This window comes from Vulcanisaeta sp. JCM 16159 (assembly GCF_001316265.1).
Lineage (GTDB): Archaea > Thermoproteota > Thermoprotei > Thermoproteales > Thermocladiaceae > Vulcanisaeta.
The window spans coordinates 212,107-228,192 of sequence record NZ_BBDN01000001.1; the positions used below are offsets into that span (position 1 = coordinate 212,107).

A 16,086-nucleotide genomic window follows, 5' to 3' on the forward strand; every position below is an offset into this window, starting at 1 on the left:
CTCGGTGAATACTCAGTAAATGAATCATTGAGTAGGCGCTCAGCATCAATAATAATCAACGTGAGCAATTACGTGAAGCCCGCCATCGAATTGATCAGGCAATTGCACAGTAATCCAACTAACTCGGGCCCCTCAATACTCGCCTTCATAACAACCATAGTTAATGAGAGTGGTAGGCTTTATGCCGTGACTGACGTAATAACAATACCGGTGATACCGGGGCTTGCGAGGGGTAGTGTGGTGACTGTTGACGTGAACTTCACACCACAGATAATAAGCCAACTAACCATTAGCGATCAACCGCAATCAACGGCCAGCCAAGACCCAGGCCCGCCAAGCACGATAAGCGGCTCATGCACCTGGTTCTTCCCATTCGAGGTCTGCACTGAGTGGGAGGAGACCAAGGTAATTGCCCAAAGCAGTGATGCGCCGCTCCCGTTAGTCATAACTTACATAGGGCCCAGCAATCAATACCCACACTCGGCAAGCTATACTTATGAGGTTGATGAGTCGGCCGAGGTTGCCATATCTACCTCCACATCCTCATACATAGGCTTCGACATGAGCTTAGCAGTCCCAACAAGCAGTGGCGAGCCATTTATTGAGGTGCCAGGGCCAGGCTATGGCTGGAGCACAAGTACGTCATCAAGCACCATGCTGCTGAATTATCAATGCTTCTTCCATGACTCATTAACCTCCAATGAACCAAGCAGCGTCTGCGGTTATGGAAACCCCACATCCAGTACTACGCAGCAGCAATTACCTGACTTCGGCTCCAACGGTGGTTTAATGTCGATAAACATCTACGGTACCGAGTACATACTTAATTACACGGAGTATGAATGCACCTACTACCTAGGCATAGCACAACTTGGTTGTGAGGCTATTAACTACTCATACTCCGCCTGGTTCGCGCCGAGCACCGCAGGCAATGGGCAGTGGTCGGCGGGGGGCTACATAGACACGAACCCAACGGCCCAAAGTACCTGGCTATCAAAACTAGTATACGCACTAGCCAGTGGTAATTTATTGAAGTACCAACCAATCACAAGCACCTACGGGCCAGCTTCATTTTATAGAATTACATCACTTACATTAGTATCAAGCGGTTCATCAAATGAATACGCGGTGGGTATACCGGCAGCGGCGATATGCTACCTAATGGGAATAGACTGCCCACCACAGGTGGACTACCTAACGGTGGGCATTGATCTAAGCAGTACGAGCTATGTGAACGCGGTCTACAACCTAGTGAGCAGTACCGAAGCGCCATCATCAAATGTTTACTTCTGCGACCCCGGTTATTACGAATTGAACGAGAACGTCTATATCCAGAACCTGCAGGGTTATTACCCAGTTCCCATGATGATTGCCGAACCAAACCCAGCCCCCTTCTGCCTTTCACAACCAATCTACTTCATAAGGCCAATTAATGCCACCAACACTAAGTAGTTTCGCATCAACGCATTGTTAAAACGCATTAACCACGACCTAAGCCCATTCAACCCCGCTCGGCTCACCTTTTATGAATAGGCGAAGTAAAAAAAAGGTGCTGGTGAATTAAGTAAAGCTGATGGTTATGGGCCTAAGGACGAGGTGGTTGGTTGTAGTCGTGCTTGTGTTGGTTTTGGCGTCTGTGCTGACAATCCACTTCGTTGGTAGGTCCGTGAATAAGGCCGTGAACAGGGTTGGTGAGGCTGGCCTTGGCGTGGTTAATGAACCAACCCCAATAGTCATTAACACGCCAATATACGTAGTCGGACCAACAACACTCACGCAGAAACTAATCAGCATCGGCATAAATCAGTCACTGATCAAGCCCATAACCATTAATGAACTACCAAGCCTACCAAACAACAGCATTGTGGTTATTGATTGGTCAGCGATAAGGCCACTGCTTTACTTAATTAATAGAACTATGGTTAATGCCGCTAGTCCTGCTATTAATACCTTAGTAAACTTGTTTAGGCGCGGTGATTTAGTCTTGATAAGCGTCAATAGGAGCTCTTTACCCATTGCCGAGTTGATCTTAGCGTTTTCTCTTGCCAGGGCCGGCGGTGTCGAGGTTAGCGGCTTCACAAGCGTTAATTCATTTCCATACCCAGTTAATCAGTATTTAATTGCATACCAGTAATGCCCATAACGACAAACTACACGTTAATTGCGGGCTTCGTTTATAGCGTGGTGGGGTGACGGCATTGATAGTGGGCCCATTGAGCATGCATGATATGCCCGGCTTAATGATTGCATGGTTAATGTCCACTGGCAGATACGGCATAGCCACAACCCCATTAAGCATTTCGGACCCAGGTTACGAGAATACGGACCCCTGCTACACAACCTGGCTAAGCCTATTAAATTCACCAAGTGGTTCGGAGGGCGTATACGGTGGTGGTAAGTACATATTCATATGGGGTGCCCAGGCATTAGCCAGTGAGGCAACGCAAACCGTTATTTTGAATCATAACCTCGGCATCGCTGCGGTGCAGGACAATTACGGTGACACCTTCTACTATGACTCCTGCATTTTGATCCTCAACACCACGCAGTTTTACACGGATACACCGCCTAACATACCCATTGAGTTAATAGGTGATGTTGCCTACGTGATGACCCCATCAGGCGGTAATTCCTGGGTTGCCAATAGACTCGTCGTGCCAGGGCCTGGGCTACTGAGTAACTTAATTGGTGGCTTTGACCTATATGCCAGTTATGAGGATTACGTAAACGGCTTAACCAACTCGTTTATCATAACCACGAGCAGTGGGTACTCACCCACACCACGGTCGTCATATGGTTCACTATCCTTTGGGTTTAGTATAGGTTATGAGTCCGCTAGCATCTTTGTTGAGTATACACTACCATCAATAGGTGGGGCATCCGAGGGTATTAGCGTAAGTACTTACCACCAGCCTCGGCCTACGGGCTTGATGCAAATAACTATACATGGGACTTTTACTATAGCTTCGGTCCTCTCGACCTATCAAGCAATGCCGACTTCATTAATGGTTTCATTGTCGGTGGTCCAGGCATGATTGGGGAGTTAGCCATGCCCAATTTCTCAATTGGCAATACCTACTGGGTTTATGTGCCATTTAACGCTGAGGTTAAGACGCTGTGTTGGGATGCTTGGGCTAACATGGACTGGATGATAGGAGTTATGCCTGCGTCATCAGGCATGATTGTCAGTCCAAATAATGTGAGCTTTTGGTTCTCGGCATCACAGACAAATGCGCCAAGTGGGTCATGGGTCAATGGAATATCTTACAACTACTCACCGTATTATAACTGCCCCAACGTAATAATGCTAAATGCCCCTAACTAAGTGTAGGTGCGGCATAATGCAGCGGAATCCACATCTCTAAAATCAATACTGCTTGACTTGCTTGTATACTCCCTTACTTGGCCTTTTAGGGATCCGTAATGATTAAACGGGATTACAATAAAGCTTTAATATTTCGTATTGATACACAGGCGATGGCGATTAGGGAAAGTGATGTCATAGTTGTTACTTCACCCTACATTCCTGGGTATAGGATAGTGAGGGTTTTGGGTGTTGCCCTGGCATTACGGTGAGGTCGAGGGGCCTTGGTGGTAGGTTTCTTGCGGGTTTAAGGGCCTTGGCTGGTGGTGAGATTAGGGAATTCACCGAGTTAGCAGAGCAGGCCAGGAGGCAGGCTATTGAGAGGATGATTCAACATGCTAAGTAGCTTGGCGCTAACGCCGTTATTAGCTTCAGGCTCGATAGTAATGAGATCAGTGAGTACATGGATGAAATAATAGCCTACGGCACAGCGGTTATTGTGGAACCTGAACAGGCTCTGGACACGTTATATTAGAATGATTCTAGAACAGAATTAGCTTTAACCTGTTTATCTAATGTTAATGCTGGCATAGTCTCTGAGGAATTTAGCGTCGATTACTTAATCATTACATATGTAAATTACGTGAATTCTACGAAATAGCGTGAAAAGACCGTGTACTGCTATGAAATAGCTAGTAAGGAGACTAGGGAGACAGGGCAGATAATGATCGGGATATGCACGAGTAGCGACGTAACCGAAATAACTATGTCTATTACCCAATGGATTTCCGGCGATTAGCGTATTAAATAAGACAGCAGTAACCGTATTCAATGAAGCCAGGACTATAGTAATTGAGTTATTGAGGTCAAAGCTAATTAATTACGCACTTAATTATTTCGATATGACGGCATTTAATGAGCGAATTATGAAATGAACCATTGAGAAATCATTAATGCAAAATACCTACTTTCCTTTTAGATTTGTGACTAAACATTTTAAATGATTTTTTTAGTTAATACCATATACCAATATGCCTAAATGCCCTGATGTCAATACTCAAGCCGGGCGTTATGAAATCGCACTTCTTGCTGTGCTCATTTTCGCACTGTTCATCTCAATGCTTTATTTGATTATGAATACCGTGAGATCTTTGGTATACTTCTATCCCTCATCATTATTACCTCTAATAATAATGTCTCTCATAACGGTTGGTGTAGGTCTCTTGTTCTATCTCCTATATGATTATTGCTTCATCAATAAGGTTGACAGGATCATCAATAATTATCGTTATTTCACATACTTTATGCTTGTGATGTTATTTTTGAATATTGGCGTGATATTTGCGGTGATTATAGCCGGCCTATATTCAATCCCGTCATACGGCATATATTACATTATCACCATAATCCTACTTGTGGTATTAGCCTTGATCTACATGAACATACTCTTTAGAAGTTCTGTGTTTAGTCAGTACAGGGCTTTCATGCTCAGTATCCTGGTTATTTCAATGGGTGTTACGTTCTTCATAATGAGGTTTAATGTGATGGGTAGTCTCCTCACCGCGTCTGGTTTTATCATTCTTGCATTATCGCTATTAGAATGGAGAAGGTATCCCTGAATTTAGGAATACTAATGTGGGGAGTTATATTCTGCGTTGAGATCGGGCAATACCTATGGACTTGGTTATTGAACTTAACGTATTAGAACATTTATTAACTTAGAGACCATTAATTTAAGCGGTTAGTATGGCTTTACATAGTGTTAATGCTACCATGGTCATACTCAATATGGCAATGATGGCGTTGATACTGGTGATTTTCATGAGCATTGGGATCATTGTAAATAAGCCTATTATGGAGATCTCTGGTTCCAATTACGAAATCAATTATTATAAACTACCCATTAGAGGCCAACCCTATTAATACATGGAACCATCAATGGCATACCCGCATCAATCATCGTAACACTATATGCATACACCCCAACTGAGATCTACCTACTTGGTTATTACCGGGGATTTGGCTCTGTTAGTATTGACTTGGATCGGCATCTTTTCGTTAAGGCGGGAGATAACGGGCTTATTAGTATTGGAGATGTGTGGCTTAGGGATTACGGAGATTCGATTAGACCCTCATTAATTGCCTTCATAACTTATGGCGTCGGCGATATCGTTAGGACAGCCGTAATTGCAATACCGTACAATCCGGCATGGGTAGTAACGGAGAGGCCTGTGGAAATTAATTTGTATGTTAACTTTAACGATGTAAAGTCATTAACGGTAAATACCGTAAATACGAATAAGGATATTTACGTTTGGGTGCTTAAGCAATATCGCATATTTAGTGGTGGCGTACCGTTAATATTTGTTGGTTGGGGTATAAATGCCGTAAAGAATTTATTCCTCGCCTCAATTAGCGTTGGGTCATACATAAGCAATAGCGGGATATATAATATCCTTAATGAAAACGGAAGCCTAATATCCATAGGACCTACTTACTTTATACAAGGCACTTATTACGTACTCTCACCTTCCAGTGGCATCATTATTAGCAACACCATGTTTTCTAAAACCGAAAATGAACCTCCCATAGTGCAGTACTTCGTTCCGCATCAGGGCTTTGTATATTATGGCATACCTTCATACATGGCAAACGTATCCTTTCAGCTATACAGAGTGAATTCATTCGGCATCTCTCAGGTAAATGCTTGGATAAACGGCACCATGGCCTTAGCACCAGCCCTCCTTGATATAAGTTACTCAACGATAAGGCTCAACACCTACCTAGACATCGGTAATGGATCATTAACGCGAATGTTCAGCGAAATATTACGTAATAAGGGGCATTTAATAATAATCAATAGTCTGGGTAAGGGCCTTACTAATAATTGCTCGCAAGCAATTCCGCCCGCCATAGACCTAACATCTATTAGATATTACTTTCCCTGGTGGGTAATGTATACGTCAATGCCTAACCATGTAATTAATCTAGATTCTACAATCCTCTCCTTAGTAATTGGTGTGTATGTCTTAAACGCGTTTGACAATAATCAATACATAACGAATGCTATAAACAATGATGCCGCGACCATGATATCATATGGCTATAACAACCTAGGTGCCCTGATAATTGTTCCTAGGAATACTAATTTTTACATAACAATAATTGGCAATCCACTGCCAATAACTGGCCCACAACCAATACTTATATACCCAATCGGTATAATCATTAATGAATCAAATTATTACCTAGGTGGTGAATGCCAGATGGCTCATCACATTCTATTACCAATATTAAACATGCCTCAATAACATTTAATACCCCTACAGGATGGTCATTCATAGATCGTCCCTACTTAACCTTTGTTATTGGTAGTTTTCCGTTTCTTAAATCATTTATTAGCTGGACGACTTCGTCTATTGCTGCTTCGAGTATTGCCCTGCCCTTTTCCTGGCTTGCCCTTGATGGGTACCCCTGCACGGCCTTCGTGTACTCCTGCGCATAGACCTCCTTCCCGTAAATCCTAAACCTGGCCTCGACCCACTCATCAGCCGAGCCATCCCTGGGTACCCACTTGACTAGGTCTGGGTATGCGGCCCATACCTCGCTGGTCTCGTCCTCGGCGGCATGGCCTTCCGGCGTCTCAAGGACCTTCTTCCTGGCTTCCTTTGCCAGGTCTATCCACCAATTAATGATTATTATGACTAGGTTCGTTTCCTTGGCCACGTCCTTAGCCGCCATGCTTAAGGCGTCTACGTTACCTCCGTGCCCATTGATTACGACTAGGTACCTAACGCCGTTTCTGGCGACTTCCCTGAATATATCCCTGTACAGCATATATAGCGTCTCATTACTTATGGATATTGTTCCTGGGAACTTATCGAGTACGTACGTATTCCCATACCAAACAGTGGGTAGTAGGAGTGCATTTGTCCTCTTGGCGGCCTCCTCGGCTATGTACGTAGCCATTAACGCATCCGTACCAAGCGGTAAGTGTGGACCATGGGCCTCGACAATGCCAGTCGGTAGTAGGGCTACTGTTTTATCCACCTTCTCGAACTCAGGCCAGGTGAGTTCCCACCAACGCATTAATTAGTGATTTGGCAATGCCTTAAATGCAATACCCTGGAGTTAGGGGTCCCAATACTGCCTAGCCCTATCCCTAAGCGCCAGGGCTAGCTCGAGGACCCTCCTATAATCCCTCGACTTGAGTACCTTATCGACCACGTTGAGATCTAACTTGGCGTAACCGTGAACCACCACATTCCTAAAGCCCACCAACGACTTGACCGGGATTTCCTCCTCACCCATCACTAAGCCCATCTCCCTTAACCTCCTGGCAATTCCTGAGTAATCCTCGACCGTAATGCCCATGTTCGACAACAACCGCTGGCACAGGTCAATGAAGGCCTGAACCTGGAGTGCGTGCATTGACGCCAGTTGGTCTCGCCAACTGTTTAGGTCATAGCCACGGTCAACCAGTTCATCGAGCTTCCTAGTCATATCCTCAACTCATTTAGGATCGCCATCTCATCACCAACGCCTTACCCGCATTAACCACTAGGTCCAACTTCCTGACATCAATGAGGAAGTCCTCACAAATAGAGGCCCTCCTATGCATCCTCAACAAGCATCATCACCCGCCATGTACAGTATTACACCATCACTAAAAACCTCATGAATCAGGTAACAATCAGTATTGTCACCAATGGGCACTAGATCCACCTTATCCGTATCCAGGTAATCAAATAGGTCAAAGAGTAACCGTGAATACCTACCTAGGTCAAGGTCTCTCATGAACTCCACCGCAATATCGGCATCCTCACCAAAACCCCTCCTAACTATGGAACCAAAGAGAACAGCATAGTAAATGCCGTAGTTACTCCATGGAAACCTCCTTAACTTATCAAGGGTCTCTAATCTCAACGACGTAGACGCGTAGATACTCGGTGCGGGGCACGAGCTAGGCATGGCGAGGACCAGCACCTATCCAATTGATGATTTAAAGAGGGCATTCAACTACGCAGTCAAGGCATTGGCAATTAGGGAGGGACTACCCGAGGCTCAGGATGCGGTGAGGATAGGCCATTGGACGGACCAGCCAGTGACGAGCGCCATAATGCGATTATCAGATAAGTTACCGACGGTGAAGGAGTTATGGCCAGTCCTAAGCCAGGGCTCAGTAATAAATATCGATGATGTAATAGGTAAGGTTAAGGAATTACTCAGAACGCTTTAATCAAACAATGAACCTACTCAGCGGCGCTCAGCTGACACACAGTAGAGCCAGGCCATGGGTATAGGTAGGGCCGCCATCCTAGACCAGTCTAGACGACGGACCGTATAGACTTAGGCAGAGACTCTACCGCTCCGATGTTACTGTGTTTGGGCTAGGATTGCCAGGGTTATTGAGAGGACTGCCATTGAGAATATTGCCAGGGTGATCATGCGTGCCCTGCCTATTTGCCTGGGCATAGTGGTCCTTCTCATTGCGGGACTTTTTTTACACCGGGTGTTCATATGAATTGCGCCCTGCCCTCACCCAAGCACGCCTCCATGGGTATTACCAGGTTACTGAGCTTCTCTTCGCCAATTGTGGTTGATGGTCCATGGCCTGGGTAGACAATGAAGTTATCGGGTAGTTCCCTGTATAGCCTGCACACGGAATTCCTGAGCCTATTCATGTCGCCTCCCGGTAGGTCGGTCCTACCAACACTACCAGCGAATAATGTGTCTCCGGTGATTACGAAGCCATCGCCAATTATTGAGACTGAGCCAGGCGTATGCCCTGGAGTGTGCATAACCTTTAAGTTAAGCGGTAGTTTTGATCCCTCATCAATGAACACGGGCTCCGGGAGTTCCGGTCTCGTGAATCCCCACTCGGTGGCTAATTCATTGAATATATCCCTTAATTCCCAATCAAGCTTATGAACCATGAATGGGACGCCTAGGCCATTAGTCAATTCTTTAACTGCACCCACGTGGTCGAAGTGAAGATGCGTGGCTATCACGGCTAACATCTTCCTATTGCCTAGGGCGTTTAGTATTGTCTCAGCCTCATCACCAGGGTCAATTATCACGCAGGAACTATCATCACATACAAGGTAGCAGTTGGTTTCAAGGGGTCCAACAATTACTACCTCCACGGTGAGCATTAGGATCCCTGCCTTTGGCTTGGCTTACCCATTATTGACCACACCTCAATTGCACAGGCGAGTATTGATAGTGATTGTATTGCTGCTCCCACGTAATTAATGACCGACCTATTGACGAGTATTAATATTATAGCTGCAATAATCAGCATCGTGCTCACTAACCACATGTACCTTGAAGCCCTATGCGTTGCAATGCTGGTTAGTACGCCGTAACTACCAATCATTAGCGCCAGGGCAATTATTAGGGATATCACTGAGGCTATGAACTGCCTAGTCAATAGTAGGACTAGGCCTATTATCATAGCTGCCGTAAACGCTATGGGCACGTAACCCCTATCAAGCCGCTACGCACAAGCATAACGCCGAGGTACGTGTATAGGCCTAGTATTAACACTAGAGTGATCAGAGCCAGCATTGCTATGTTGCTGGGTATGTAGAGCATGAAGTATGGCAGTGGTATGTCCGTGTATATGGTTAGGTAACTAGTTATGAAAAGCCATAGCAATGACGCAAAATTCACAATAACAAAACCGACATAAAACCAAACAAGCCTACCAAGAGTCTTTGCGTCTATGCCCATACTGCCATATTCTCACTATGTATTTTAAATACCTTATGAACCGTGAATCCCCGCCTTTTATTGAACCGCTAAGTAATCCTTTAATAATCCACGCTATCCTCGTGATTGAGTTATGGACAGTAAATTGCGCGGGTACTTGGCAATGATTGGCGTTTTAATTGTGTGGGGTTCCTCATACTCTATTTCCAAGATGGCAATGCACTACATGTCGCCCTTCGTACTCACAATGTATAGGTTCGTCTTTGGTGGATTGGTACTACTCCTAATTGGCAGGGGATTAACGATAAGTCGTAAGTACGTAATCAACGCATTACTCAACGGAGCTTTATTCGTGGTCTTTCTGAACCTAGCCATTGAGTATAGCCTGAATCCAGCCCTGGTCTCGGTGCTTGTTTATACGCAGCCAATCTTTGTGCTAATACTATCAATAATACTATATGGCGAGAGACCAACAATGTTGCAGGTAATCGGCATCATACTAGCATTCATCGGCTTATTAATAGCAGTTGGTGTCTATAATTTCGATATTGGTGATGCAATTGCAATCCTCGGTGGTTTCATATGGGCTTTAGGCACCCATTACTACAGGAGAAACCTCGCTAAGGAGAATCTCATTAGATTGAATGCGTCAATGGCGGTGATCTCAGCATTAATAGCCTCACCAACGTTACTCATTAATCCATACATGGCATTATCACTAGATGCCATAGCGTGGGGAATACTCGTGGCGCTAGTGGCTCAGGTAGCTGGTTTTCTACTGTGGTTCTTGGGTGTTAAGGACCTTGGCCCCGTGACCGCTAGTTCAATTTCAATACTCGTACCTGCATCTGCATATTTGTTCGCTCTATTAATACTTGGTAAGGCCCCTACGGAGATGGAGGTAATAGGCTCGGCAATAACACTCACCGGCGTCCTAATATCGCAGTTAAGGGCCTAGTGAATCTCATTGACCCTGTAGGTTCAGTGTTTCGTAAAGAACCTGCTGACCGTTTGTGAACACAGCCTCTGCAGTATTTATACCGTAGATCCTCGAATCACCGTTGTAATTCACGGTACAATTCCCAACCCTCAACGCCGCGCCTACGTAATGCGTCCCATTACTAATTATGGTTAATAGCGCTGAGTTCCCAGGCGGTATGGCGCATCTATTGCTTGACACGAAGTCGACATTGTTGATTATGATGTATGCCAGTTCTACGTATTCCGTGCCTGAATTAATGATTATAAATGTCGCGTTATTCTGTGACATGCTTGGGCCCTCAATCATTACCCTAACGCCAAACGACCTTGATGCATTGCCGGCTATCCCAAATACCCAAACCGCTATTGCTATGGTTAATGTTATGGCCACAGCCACGAGTATTATTATCGTTACTGTTTCACTCAACCCCTCACTCATCGTGATTATTAAGTTTCAATTCCCCTTAATAAACATTATTCTTAATTGAAAAATATAGCCACGGTTGACGAGAAAAAAAACGTTAGTAAGGATACAGTCATTAGGAATAAATTTTATATCTTAGGTTTAATCATGAATTGTAAGTTGACATGAGCATTAAGACCTTAACTGTGGTATTCATTGTCGTTGGCACGGTCCTAGTACTAACGTTGATCACCTTACTGAACATACAAAGCGAGCCATTCCCAGCAGGTTCATGGTTGGTGTGGTAATTAACATACCAAGGCAGCAACTCCTCAACCCACTAATCATTGTTAATGGCGAGTTGGTTAATATAACCGTGCAGGACCCACTATACATGTTCCATCACTATGGATTCAGCCCATACACCCTCAACATGGTGGAGACCGTTAATCTTAATGGGAGTAGATACACTGTGTATGCCGTTATAACCGAGGCCGCAATGGCGGTGGTCGGTTATAATCAGACTGGTAAGTATTACCAATTCCCGCAGGTAATAACCTTTGCCCAACATTACCCTTCATTATTAATGTCACGATTCGAATCCCAAACTCAACGAGTACTTTCATGAGGGGTCTCATGATCTCGAAGATTATGAACAGTATAACCAATGAAACGTTGAATATGAGGCTTGGTAGGTTAACGGTGAGCCAATGCCTAAGTAAGATACTGATCTACTACTTCACCGTGATACCCCAGATTAAGAGCTACTTGGGTAATGGTCATGTTAGGCTGGCGTCCTACGGTATTTACTGGTCCGGTCATTTTAAAGGTAATGATTATGTCGCCATTAGTATTGGTTATGAGTTCGTGTTTAATGCACTCTCAGAAAACGGTACGAGAATCGGTATAATAATTGCTAATATCCAGTATCAAAATGGCTCTATCATAATAAGTGTAAGGCTCATACCAAGAACAAAGGTCTTAGCCCTAAACAATATTGAATACACCATTGAGAATGCGTCACTCAGTAACTGGCTGGCTATTCAGTCAGTATTAGTAGTGGTGATGACTTAACTGCGGCTATGGCGTGGTTCACGGTCGCTAATGCCAGTTGCTCATTATCAAGTAGTATAGCCTATTGGGTTGGGCTAGATCCACCCAATGGTTTGTTTTCATCGAACTGGGGGCCATTCAATGTTTACTTCCAGGGCATATATGATCAATGTCTCGACGAGTTGGAATGGGCTGCCTACCCGACTTACCAAGGCCAACCCGTATCTTCCCCCTATTTACCAACACCCTACTCACTACTGTACATATTAGTGTCGTACGAGGGATCAACCTCGGGCGATCAACAGGATTGGTTTGTTGATTTCATTATTAATTACCCTAACGGCACCACCAATGGTTATTCAATCAACGCCTATATTAATAATTACGCCAATTACTTTGTTTGGGCTCAATGCATCAACGAGAGGCCCTCATATTCCAGCGGAGTGTCTAACCTGGCGATCATAAGCCTAGGCTATGTCCTTGTGTATGATATTGCCTTTTACGATAATAACCTCGGTGAGTGGATCTCACCAACAAGTTTATCCTCACCAAGTTACACCGCCTACGCAATAACCATGAATTCATGCCCAGGAATGATACCTAGCAATTACGGCCAATACGAAATGCCCAGCGGATTCCCAAGCTCCGGAGCCCAGGTGACGGGCTTTGAGAACCAATACACGAACCAGTTCTGTGGCGGTTAATACTCGTCTTACGCATTATGTACGTGCAGGTGCGATACTACTCTCCATCAACCTAGTCATTACCTTCGACGTTAATTCGTACGTCGCGGCTATGTTTGAGTTCAAGACCCTCAACTGATTGCTTATCAGGTCGAGTCTGTCGACCACCTCCTTACGTAAGTCATCGATCTTTCTACTTAATTCGTCAAGTCTGACGTCAATTTTCTTACCTAACTCATCTATCTTATTACCTAATCCATCAATTTTCTTGCTCATTTCATCGAGTCTATTCATCATTGCGTACATGAGTATGAACTCCGCATCCTCCCTCGAGACCTCCTTCCTACTAATCCAATTGGGTAATTGAACAATAACGTAGTCCACACCCTTACTGAGGAGTAGGCTCATTAACTCGCTTAGGTCCATACTTATTAAATTGGCCTCAAGTCTTAATTTAAGCCTTATTTCTAGGGCGTTTGAATAACGAATACATCTGCAGTATTTATTGACAGTAAGCCTTATAATCGTATTCAATTAATAGTTTACAATGAGTGTAGTACTGTCTGTTAGGATACCCAGGTGGTTGAAGGAGGAGTTGGATAGGCTTGGTATTGACTACTCGAGGGAGATTAGGGAATTCCTTGAGAGGAGGGTTCGTGAGGAATTGGCGAAGAGGCTTGAGGCTAGGTACGAGGAGCTTTTGAGGGATTCACCGCTGATAAGGGGTAACCTTGCCGTAGAATTCATTAGGGAGGATAGGAATGCCAGGTAGGCAGATCGTATGTGATGCAAGCGTTATAGTTAAGTGGGTTATTAAGGAGGATTACAGCGACTATGCCGAGAGGATACGTATTGACCATCTTAATGGCCACATCACGGTCGCTATACCATCAATAGCCATCGCCGAGGTAGCCAGCGCCCTGAGGAAGTATTATCTACGTAAATTAATAAGTGAGGATTATATGAGGAGAGCCCTGGACTTATTGAGTAATAGTTTATTACGTGTTTATAATGTTACGTGGGACTCAGTAATTAGCGCGAGCGAGTTATCTATTAAGTACGGCATTTCGATATATGACGCCATATACGTGGACCTAGCCATGAGACTTAACACGGTCATGTACACAGCTGATAATGCATTAGTGAAGTCGTTAGGTGATAATCAATATGTGAAGCACGTAATTGATTATGCCCCGTGACGCTGAACATTTCAGTAAAGTATTGTTGGGTCCTTCTTAAGCGATGCTTCCCAAAACATTATCTCGAAATTCACACTATCCCTAAAGGCCCTCTCAATCTCCGGCGTTATCTCGTACTTATCTAATGTCCTTAGGATCACCTCAACCCTAGACCAATATTCGTTTGAGGCATAGAACTCGGCCCACGCATTAAATAATGCGTTTTTAGTCCCGAGCACGTATTTACCAATTTCGTTATAGCCCCACATGCATGGGGCCCAGGCGGCGAGGAATTGTGGCCAACCTAGCGATGCGTAGTAATGCAGGTGCCTTGTGTATGCGTAATTAACAAGGTTAAATCCTGTATTATTAATCTCCTCCTCGGTTATTGATAAGTCGCGGAACAACCTCTCATGAACCTCCGCACCCCTCTCCACATTGCTGAATACCGCCGTTAACACGTCAATGGCCTCATTAAGCGGAGCCCTACTCGCCGCCTCAATCACGGCCTTCTGCATTTCCCTCACGTACTTCGTGTCCTGGATTAGGTAATACCTAAAGACGTCCATTGATAGTGAACCATCCCTAAGCTTCTCAACGAACTCATGCCTAGTGTATTTACTCCATAAATCACCCACTAATTCCCTGAGCCTCTCGTGGGTACTAACCATATGATTAATTCCATAATTATCTGGTTATTAAATATTATTAACAGGTTTATTGAACATTAGGACCACACCTGCTAAGTTCATTAATGACATCGATTGGGTTTCTCTCAATAATCCTCTTCCTAACATACTTAATCCTTTCACCGCTCCTCCTGTCAATGCCCTCAAGCTCCACCCTAGCCCTGGCTAGGCACGTGCCCAGGGACTCCCAGGTGAGTCTCGGACCCCCCAATGCCCTGACAACCTCGTCTATGTGTGGAGTACTTTCCGGCGGAACCACTCCACTCCTTTGGGCTATCTCGATATGGTAATTATTGAAGCCAACCCTAACGCGATAAAGCATGTACCTGGCAACGTCACGGCAATTATCATTGAGTGGTATAACCCTGGCATCGAAGTAAAGGACCCTACCAAGGGCATTACTAACCATGGCTGAGGCGAGGCCTGCCATTGAACTGATCAGCTTGTACTCACGTCCATTAAACGGTACATAACTAAGGAGGAAGACATTAATCTCATCGCTAATCACTAGCGAGTACTCGCCGGAGAAGGCCCTCATTAATTCAACGGCAGCCTTAATCAATGCCCTATGGACCCTCTCATCCCTGGGCCAATTAAAGTCCCTAAGTGCCTTACCGAAGCCAGCCCCATCAAGTCTAACGACAATTGGCGGCTTAACAATGCTAGTGACTACCCTAGAGTCAAAATCCCTCTCCAACTCCACGGGATTTACACTAGTCAGTAGGCTAACCATGTCTATGTTACTCATTATACTCACGGTTTAACTGTAAAAGCCAAATAAAATTAAACTCTATAGTTAACGCGGTGAATAATAAATGTTCCTTACCTTACTATTGAATTAATCAATGACTATGACATTTCAAGGAACATACTTAGGCATAACTACGGCTTACAATAATATAAATGCGATAATGAGAGGTATGCTTGAAATAAATTCCTTCAACTTTAATACAATCATGCAGAATCTACAACTTGCATTGGTATCGCTCTACACAATGCCTCTTTCAGTAGCTTTATGGTTCCTGATGGCATATATAACAAATACATGGGCTAAACTATATTTAAAAAGAAAATTCAATTA

The 16,086-nt window shown here is 44.4% G+C and carries 26 protein-coding genes and 1 pseudogene; 17 read left to right on the plus strand and 10 right to left on the minus strand.

The features are described 5' to 3' along the window. Positions 1–27 precede the first annotated feature (27 nt). The 9 genes and pseudogenes from JCM16159_RS01170 to JCM16159_RS01200 all read left to right on the plus strand — a co-directional run bounded on the left by JCM16159_RS01170 (position 28) and on the right by JCM16159_RS01200 (position 6,615). Positions 28–1,452: a hypothetical protein gene (locus tag JCM16159_RS01170; RefSeq protein WP_054856668.1), complete on the plus strand. Its 1,425-nt coding sequence runs from the start codon at positions 28–30 to the stop codon at positions 1,450–1,452. Between the two features lie 127 nt (positions 1,453–1,579). Continuing rightward, positions 1,580–2,134 carry a hypothetical protein gene (locus tag JCM16159_RS01175; protein ID WP_243665495.1) on the plus strand — a complete coding sequence of 185 codons (555 nt, stop codon included), beginning with the start codon at positions 1,580–1,582 and terminating at the stop codon, positions 2,132–2,134. A gap of 55 nt (positions 2,135–2,189) precedes the next feature. After that, positions 2,190–3,035: a hypothetical protein gene (locus tag JCM16159_RS01180; protein ID WP_054856670.1), complete on the plus strand. Its 846-nt coding sequence runs from the start codon at positions 2,190–2,192 to the stop codon at positions 3,033–3,035. After that, complete coding sequence (locus JCM16159_RS01185) at positions 3,032–3,325, plus strand: hypothetical protein (protein ID WP_054856671.1); 294 nt, start codon at positions 3,032–3,034, stop codon at positions 3,323–3,325. The genes JCM16159_RS01180 and JCM16159_RS01185 overlap by 4 nt, the downstream gene beginning before the upstream one ends. Positions 3,326–3,477: 152 nt before the next feature. Continuing rightward, positions 3,478–3,839 (plus strand): annotated as a pseudogene (locus JCM16159_RS01190) (heavy metal-binding domain-containing protein). Positions 3,840–3,977: 138 nt separating this feature from the next. After that, on the plus strand, positions 3,978–4,103 hold the full coding sequence (locus JCM16159_RS18175; protein ID WP_367834191.1) for a hypothetical protein: 126 nt from the start codon (positions 3,978–3,980) through the stop codon (positions 4,101–4,103). Positions 4,104–4,527: 424 nt separating this feature from the next. Beyond that, a complete protein-coding gene (locus JCM16159_RS01195) occupies positions 4,528–4,923 on the plus strand; it encodes a hypothetical protein (protein ID WP_243665496.1) in 396 nt (131 codons plus the stop codon). Positions 4,924–5,077: 154 nt separating this feature from the next. After that, positions 5,078–5,227, plus strand: a complete 150-nt coding sequence (locus tag JCM16159_RS13305) for a hypothetical protein (RefSeq protein ID WP_243665497.1) — start codon at positions 5,078–5,080, stop codon at positions 5,225–5,227. 116 nt (positions 5,228–5,343) lie between these two features. Continuing rightward, positions 5,344–6,615, plus strand: a complete 1,272-nt coding sequence (locus tag JCM16159_RS01200) for a hypothetical protein (protein ID WP_243665498.1) — start codon at positions 5,344–5,346, stop codon at positions 6,613–6,615. A 40-nt stretch (positions 6,616–6,655) separates the two neighbouring features. Here the strand turns inward: JCM16159_RS01200 and JCM16159_RS01205 are convergent, their stop codons facing one another. The 3 genes from JCM16159_RS01205 to JCM16159_RS01215 all read right to left on the minus strand — a co-directional run bounded on the left by JCM16159_RS01205 (position 6,656) and on the right by JCM16159_RS01215 (position 8,275). After that, positions 6,656–7,393, minus strand: a complete 738-nt coding sequence (locus JCM16159_RS01205) for a creatininase family protein (RefSeq protein ID WP_054856674.1) — start codon at positions 7,391–7,393, stop codon at positions 6,656–6,658. Between the two features lie 42 nt (positions 7,394–7,435). Beyond that, complete coding sequence (locus JCM16159_RS01210; protein WP_243665499.1) at positions 7,436–7,807, minus strand: DUF86 domain-containing protein; 372 nt, start codon at positions 7,805–7,807, stop codon at positions 7,436–7,438. A 120-nt stretch (positions 7,808–7,927) separates the two neighbouring features. Further along, positions 7,928–8,275 (minus strand): nucleotidyltransferase family protein, encoded by a 348-nt coding sequence (locus tag JCM16159_RS01215; protein WP_243665500.1) that lies wholly within the window; start codon positions 8,273–8,275, stop codon positions 7,928–7,930. On the opposite strand from JCM16159_RS01215, the gene JCM16159_RS01220 reads away from it, so the two are divergent. Then, the gene (locus JCM16159_RS01220) at positions 8,274–8,543 is read left to right on the plus strand and encodes a hypothetical protein (protein WP_054856675.1); all 270 of its coding nucleotides are present in this window, start codon (positions 8,274–8,276) and stop codon (positions 8,541–8,543) included. The genes JCM16159_RS01215 and JCM16159_RS01220 overlap by 2 nt on opposite strands. Before the next feature lie 277 nt (positions 8,544–8,820). Here JCM16159_RS01220 and JCM16159_RS01225 read toward each other — a convergent pair whose 3' ends face one another. The 3 genes from JCM16159_RS01225 to JCM16159_RS13315 are packed head-to-tail and all read right to left on the minus strand — an operon-like array spanning position 8,821 to position 10,039. Then, complete coding sequence (locus JCM16159_RS01225) at positions 8,821–9,459, minus strand: MBL fold metallo-hydrolase (protein ID WP_054856676.1); 639 nt, start codon at positions 9,457–9,459, stop codon at positions 8,821–8,823. Continuing rightward, positions 9,459–9,785, minus strand: coding sequence for a hypothetical protein (locus JCM16159_RS13310; RefSeq protein WP_243665501.1), 327 nt, complete (start codon positions 9,783–9,785; stop codon positions 9,459–9,461). The genes JCM16159_RS01225 and JCM16159_RS13310 overlap by 1 nt, the downstream gene beginning before the upstream one ends. After that, on the minus strand, positions 9,776–10,039 hold the full coding sequence (locus JCM16159_RS13315; RefSeq protein WP_243665502.1) for a hypothetical protein: 264 nt from the start codon (positions 10,037–10,039) through the stop codon (positions 9,776–9,778). The genes JCM16159_RS13310 and JCM16159_RS13315 overlap by 10 nt, the downstream gene beginning before the upstream one ends. Positions 10,040–10,151: 112 nt before the next feature. On the opposite strand from JCM16159_RS13315, the gene JCM16159_RS01235 reads away from it, so the two are divergent. Beyond that, positions 10,152–10,976 carry a DMT family transporter gene (locus JCM16159_RS01235; protein ID WP_054856677.1) on the plus strand — a complete coding sequence of 275 codons (825 nt, stop codon included), beginning with the start codon at positions 10,152–10,154 and terminating at the stop codon, positions 10,974–10,976. A gap of 6 nt (positions 10,977–10,982) precedes the next feature. Here JCM16159_RS01235 and JCM16159_RS01240 read toward each other — a convergent pair whose 3' ends face one another. Beyond that, the gene (locus JCM16159_RS01240) at positions 10,983–11,438 is read right to left on the minus strand and encodes a hypothetical protein (protein WP_054856678.1); all 456 of its coding nucleotides are present in this window, start codon (positions 11,436–11,438) and stop codon (positions 10,983–10,985) included. Between the two features lie 149 nt (positions 11,439–11,587). Here JCM16159_RS01240 and JCM16159_RS18180 point away from each other — a divergent pair, with 149 nt between their 5' ends. The 4 genes from JCM16159_RS18180 to JCM16159_RS01255 are packed head-to-tail and all read left to right on the plus strand — an operon-like array spanning position 11,588 to position 13,159. Beyond that, entirely contained in the window at positions 11,588–11,710 is a 123-nt protein-coding gene (locus tag JCM16159_RS18180; protein WP_367834192.1) for a hypothetical protein, read from the plus strand. Beyond that, entirely contained in the window at positions 11,695–12,030 is a 336-nt protein-coding gene (locus JCM16159_RS01245; RefSeq protein ID WP_054856679.1) for a hypothetical protein, read from the plus strand. The genes JCM16159_RS18180 and JCM16159_RS01245 overlap by 16 nt, the downstream gene beginning before the upstream one ends. 53 nt (positions 12,031–12,083) lie before the next feature. Next, positions 12,084–12,476, plus strand: a complete 393-nt coding sequence (locus tag JCM16159_RS01250; RefSeq protein ID WP_054856680.1) for a hypothetical protein — start codon at positions 12,084–12,086, stop codon at positions 12,474–12,476. Between the two features lie 8 nt (positions 12,477–12,484). After that, a complete protein-coding gene (locus tag JCM16159_RS01255; RefSeq protein WP_054856681.1) occupies positions 12,485–13,159 on the plus strand; it encodes a hypothetical protein in 675 nt (224 codons plus the stop codon). Positions 13,160–13,174: 15 nt separating this feature from the next. Here JCM16159_RS01255 and JCM16159_RS01260 read toward each other — a convergent pair whose 3' ends face one another. Beyond that, positions 13,175–13,564 carry a hypothetical protein gene (locus JCM16159_RS01260; protein ID WP_054856682.1) on the minus strand — a complete coding sequence of 130 codons (390 nt, stop codon included), beginning with the start codon at positions 13,562–13,564 and terminating at the stop codon, positions 13,175–13,177. 121 nt (positions 13,565–13,685) lie between these two features. Between JCM16159_RS01260 and JCM16159_RS01265 the strand changes: the two genes are divergently transcribed. Together JCM16159_RS01265 and JCM16159_RS01270 are read left to right on the plus strand one after the other, a co-directional pair. Continuing rightward, positions 13,686–13,910 (plus strand): hypothetical protein, encoded by a 225-nt coding sequence (locus JCM16159_RS01265; protein ID WP_054853856.1) that lies wholly within the window; start codon positions 13,686–13,688, stop codon positions 13,908–13,910. Next, entirely contained in the window at positions 13,900–14,337 is a 438-nt protein-coding gene (locus JCM16159_RS01270; RefSeq protein WP_054856683.1) for a type II toxin-antitoxin system VapC family toxin, read from the plus strand. The genes JCM16159_RS01265 and JCM16159_RS01270 overlap by 11 nt, the downstream gene beginning before the upstream one ends. A gap of 11 nt (positions 14,338–14,348) precedes the next feature. Here the strand turns inward: JCM16159_RS01270 and JCM16159_RS01275 are convergent, their stop codons facing one another. Further along, complete coding sequence (locus tag JCM16159_RS01275; RefSeq protein ID WP_054856684.1) at positions 14,349–14,987, minus strand: TenA family protein; 639 nt, start codon at positions 14,985–14,987, stop codon at positions 14,349–14,351. 46 nt (positions 14,988–15,033) lie between these two features. Then, positions 15,034–15,753, minus strand: coding sequence for a tRNA(His) guanylyltransferase Thg1 family protein (locus JCM16159_RS01280; RefSeq protein WP_054856718.1), 720 nt, complete (start codon positions 15,751–15,753; stop codon positions 15,034–15,036). Positions 15,754–16,086 lie beyond the last annotated feature (333 nt).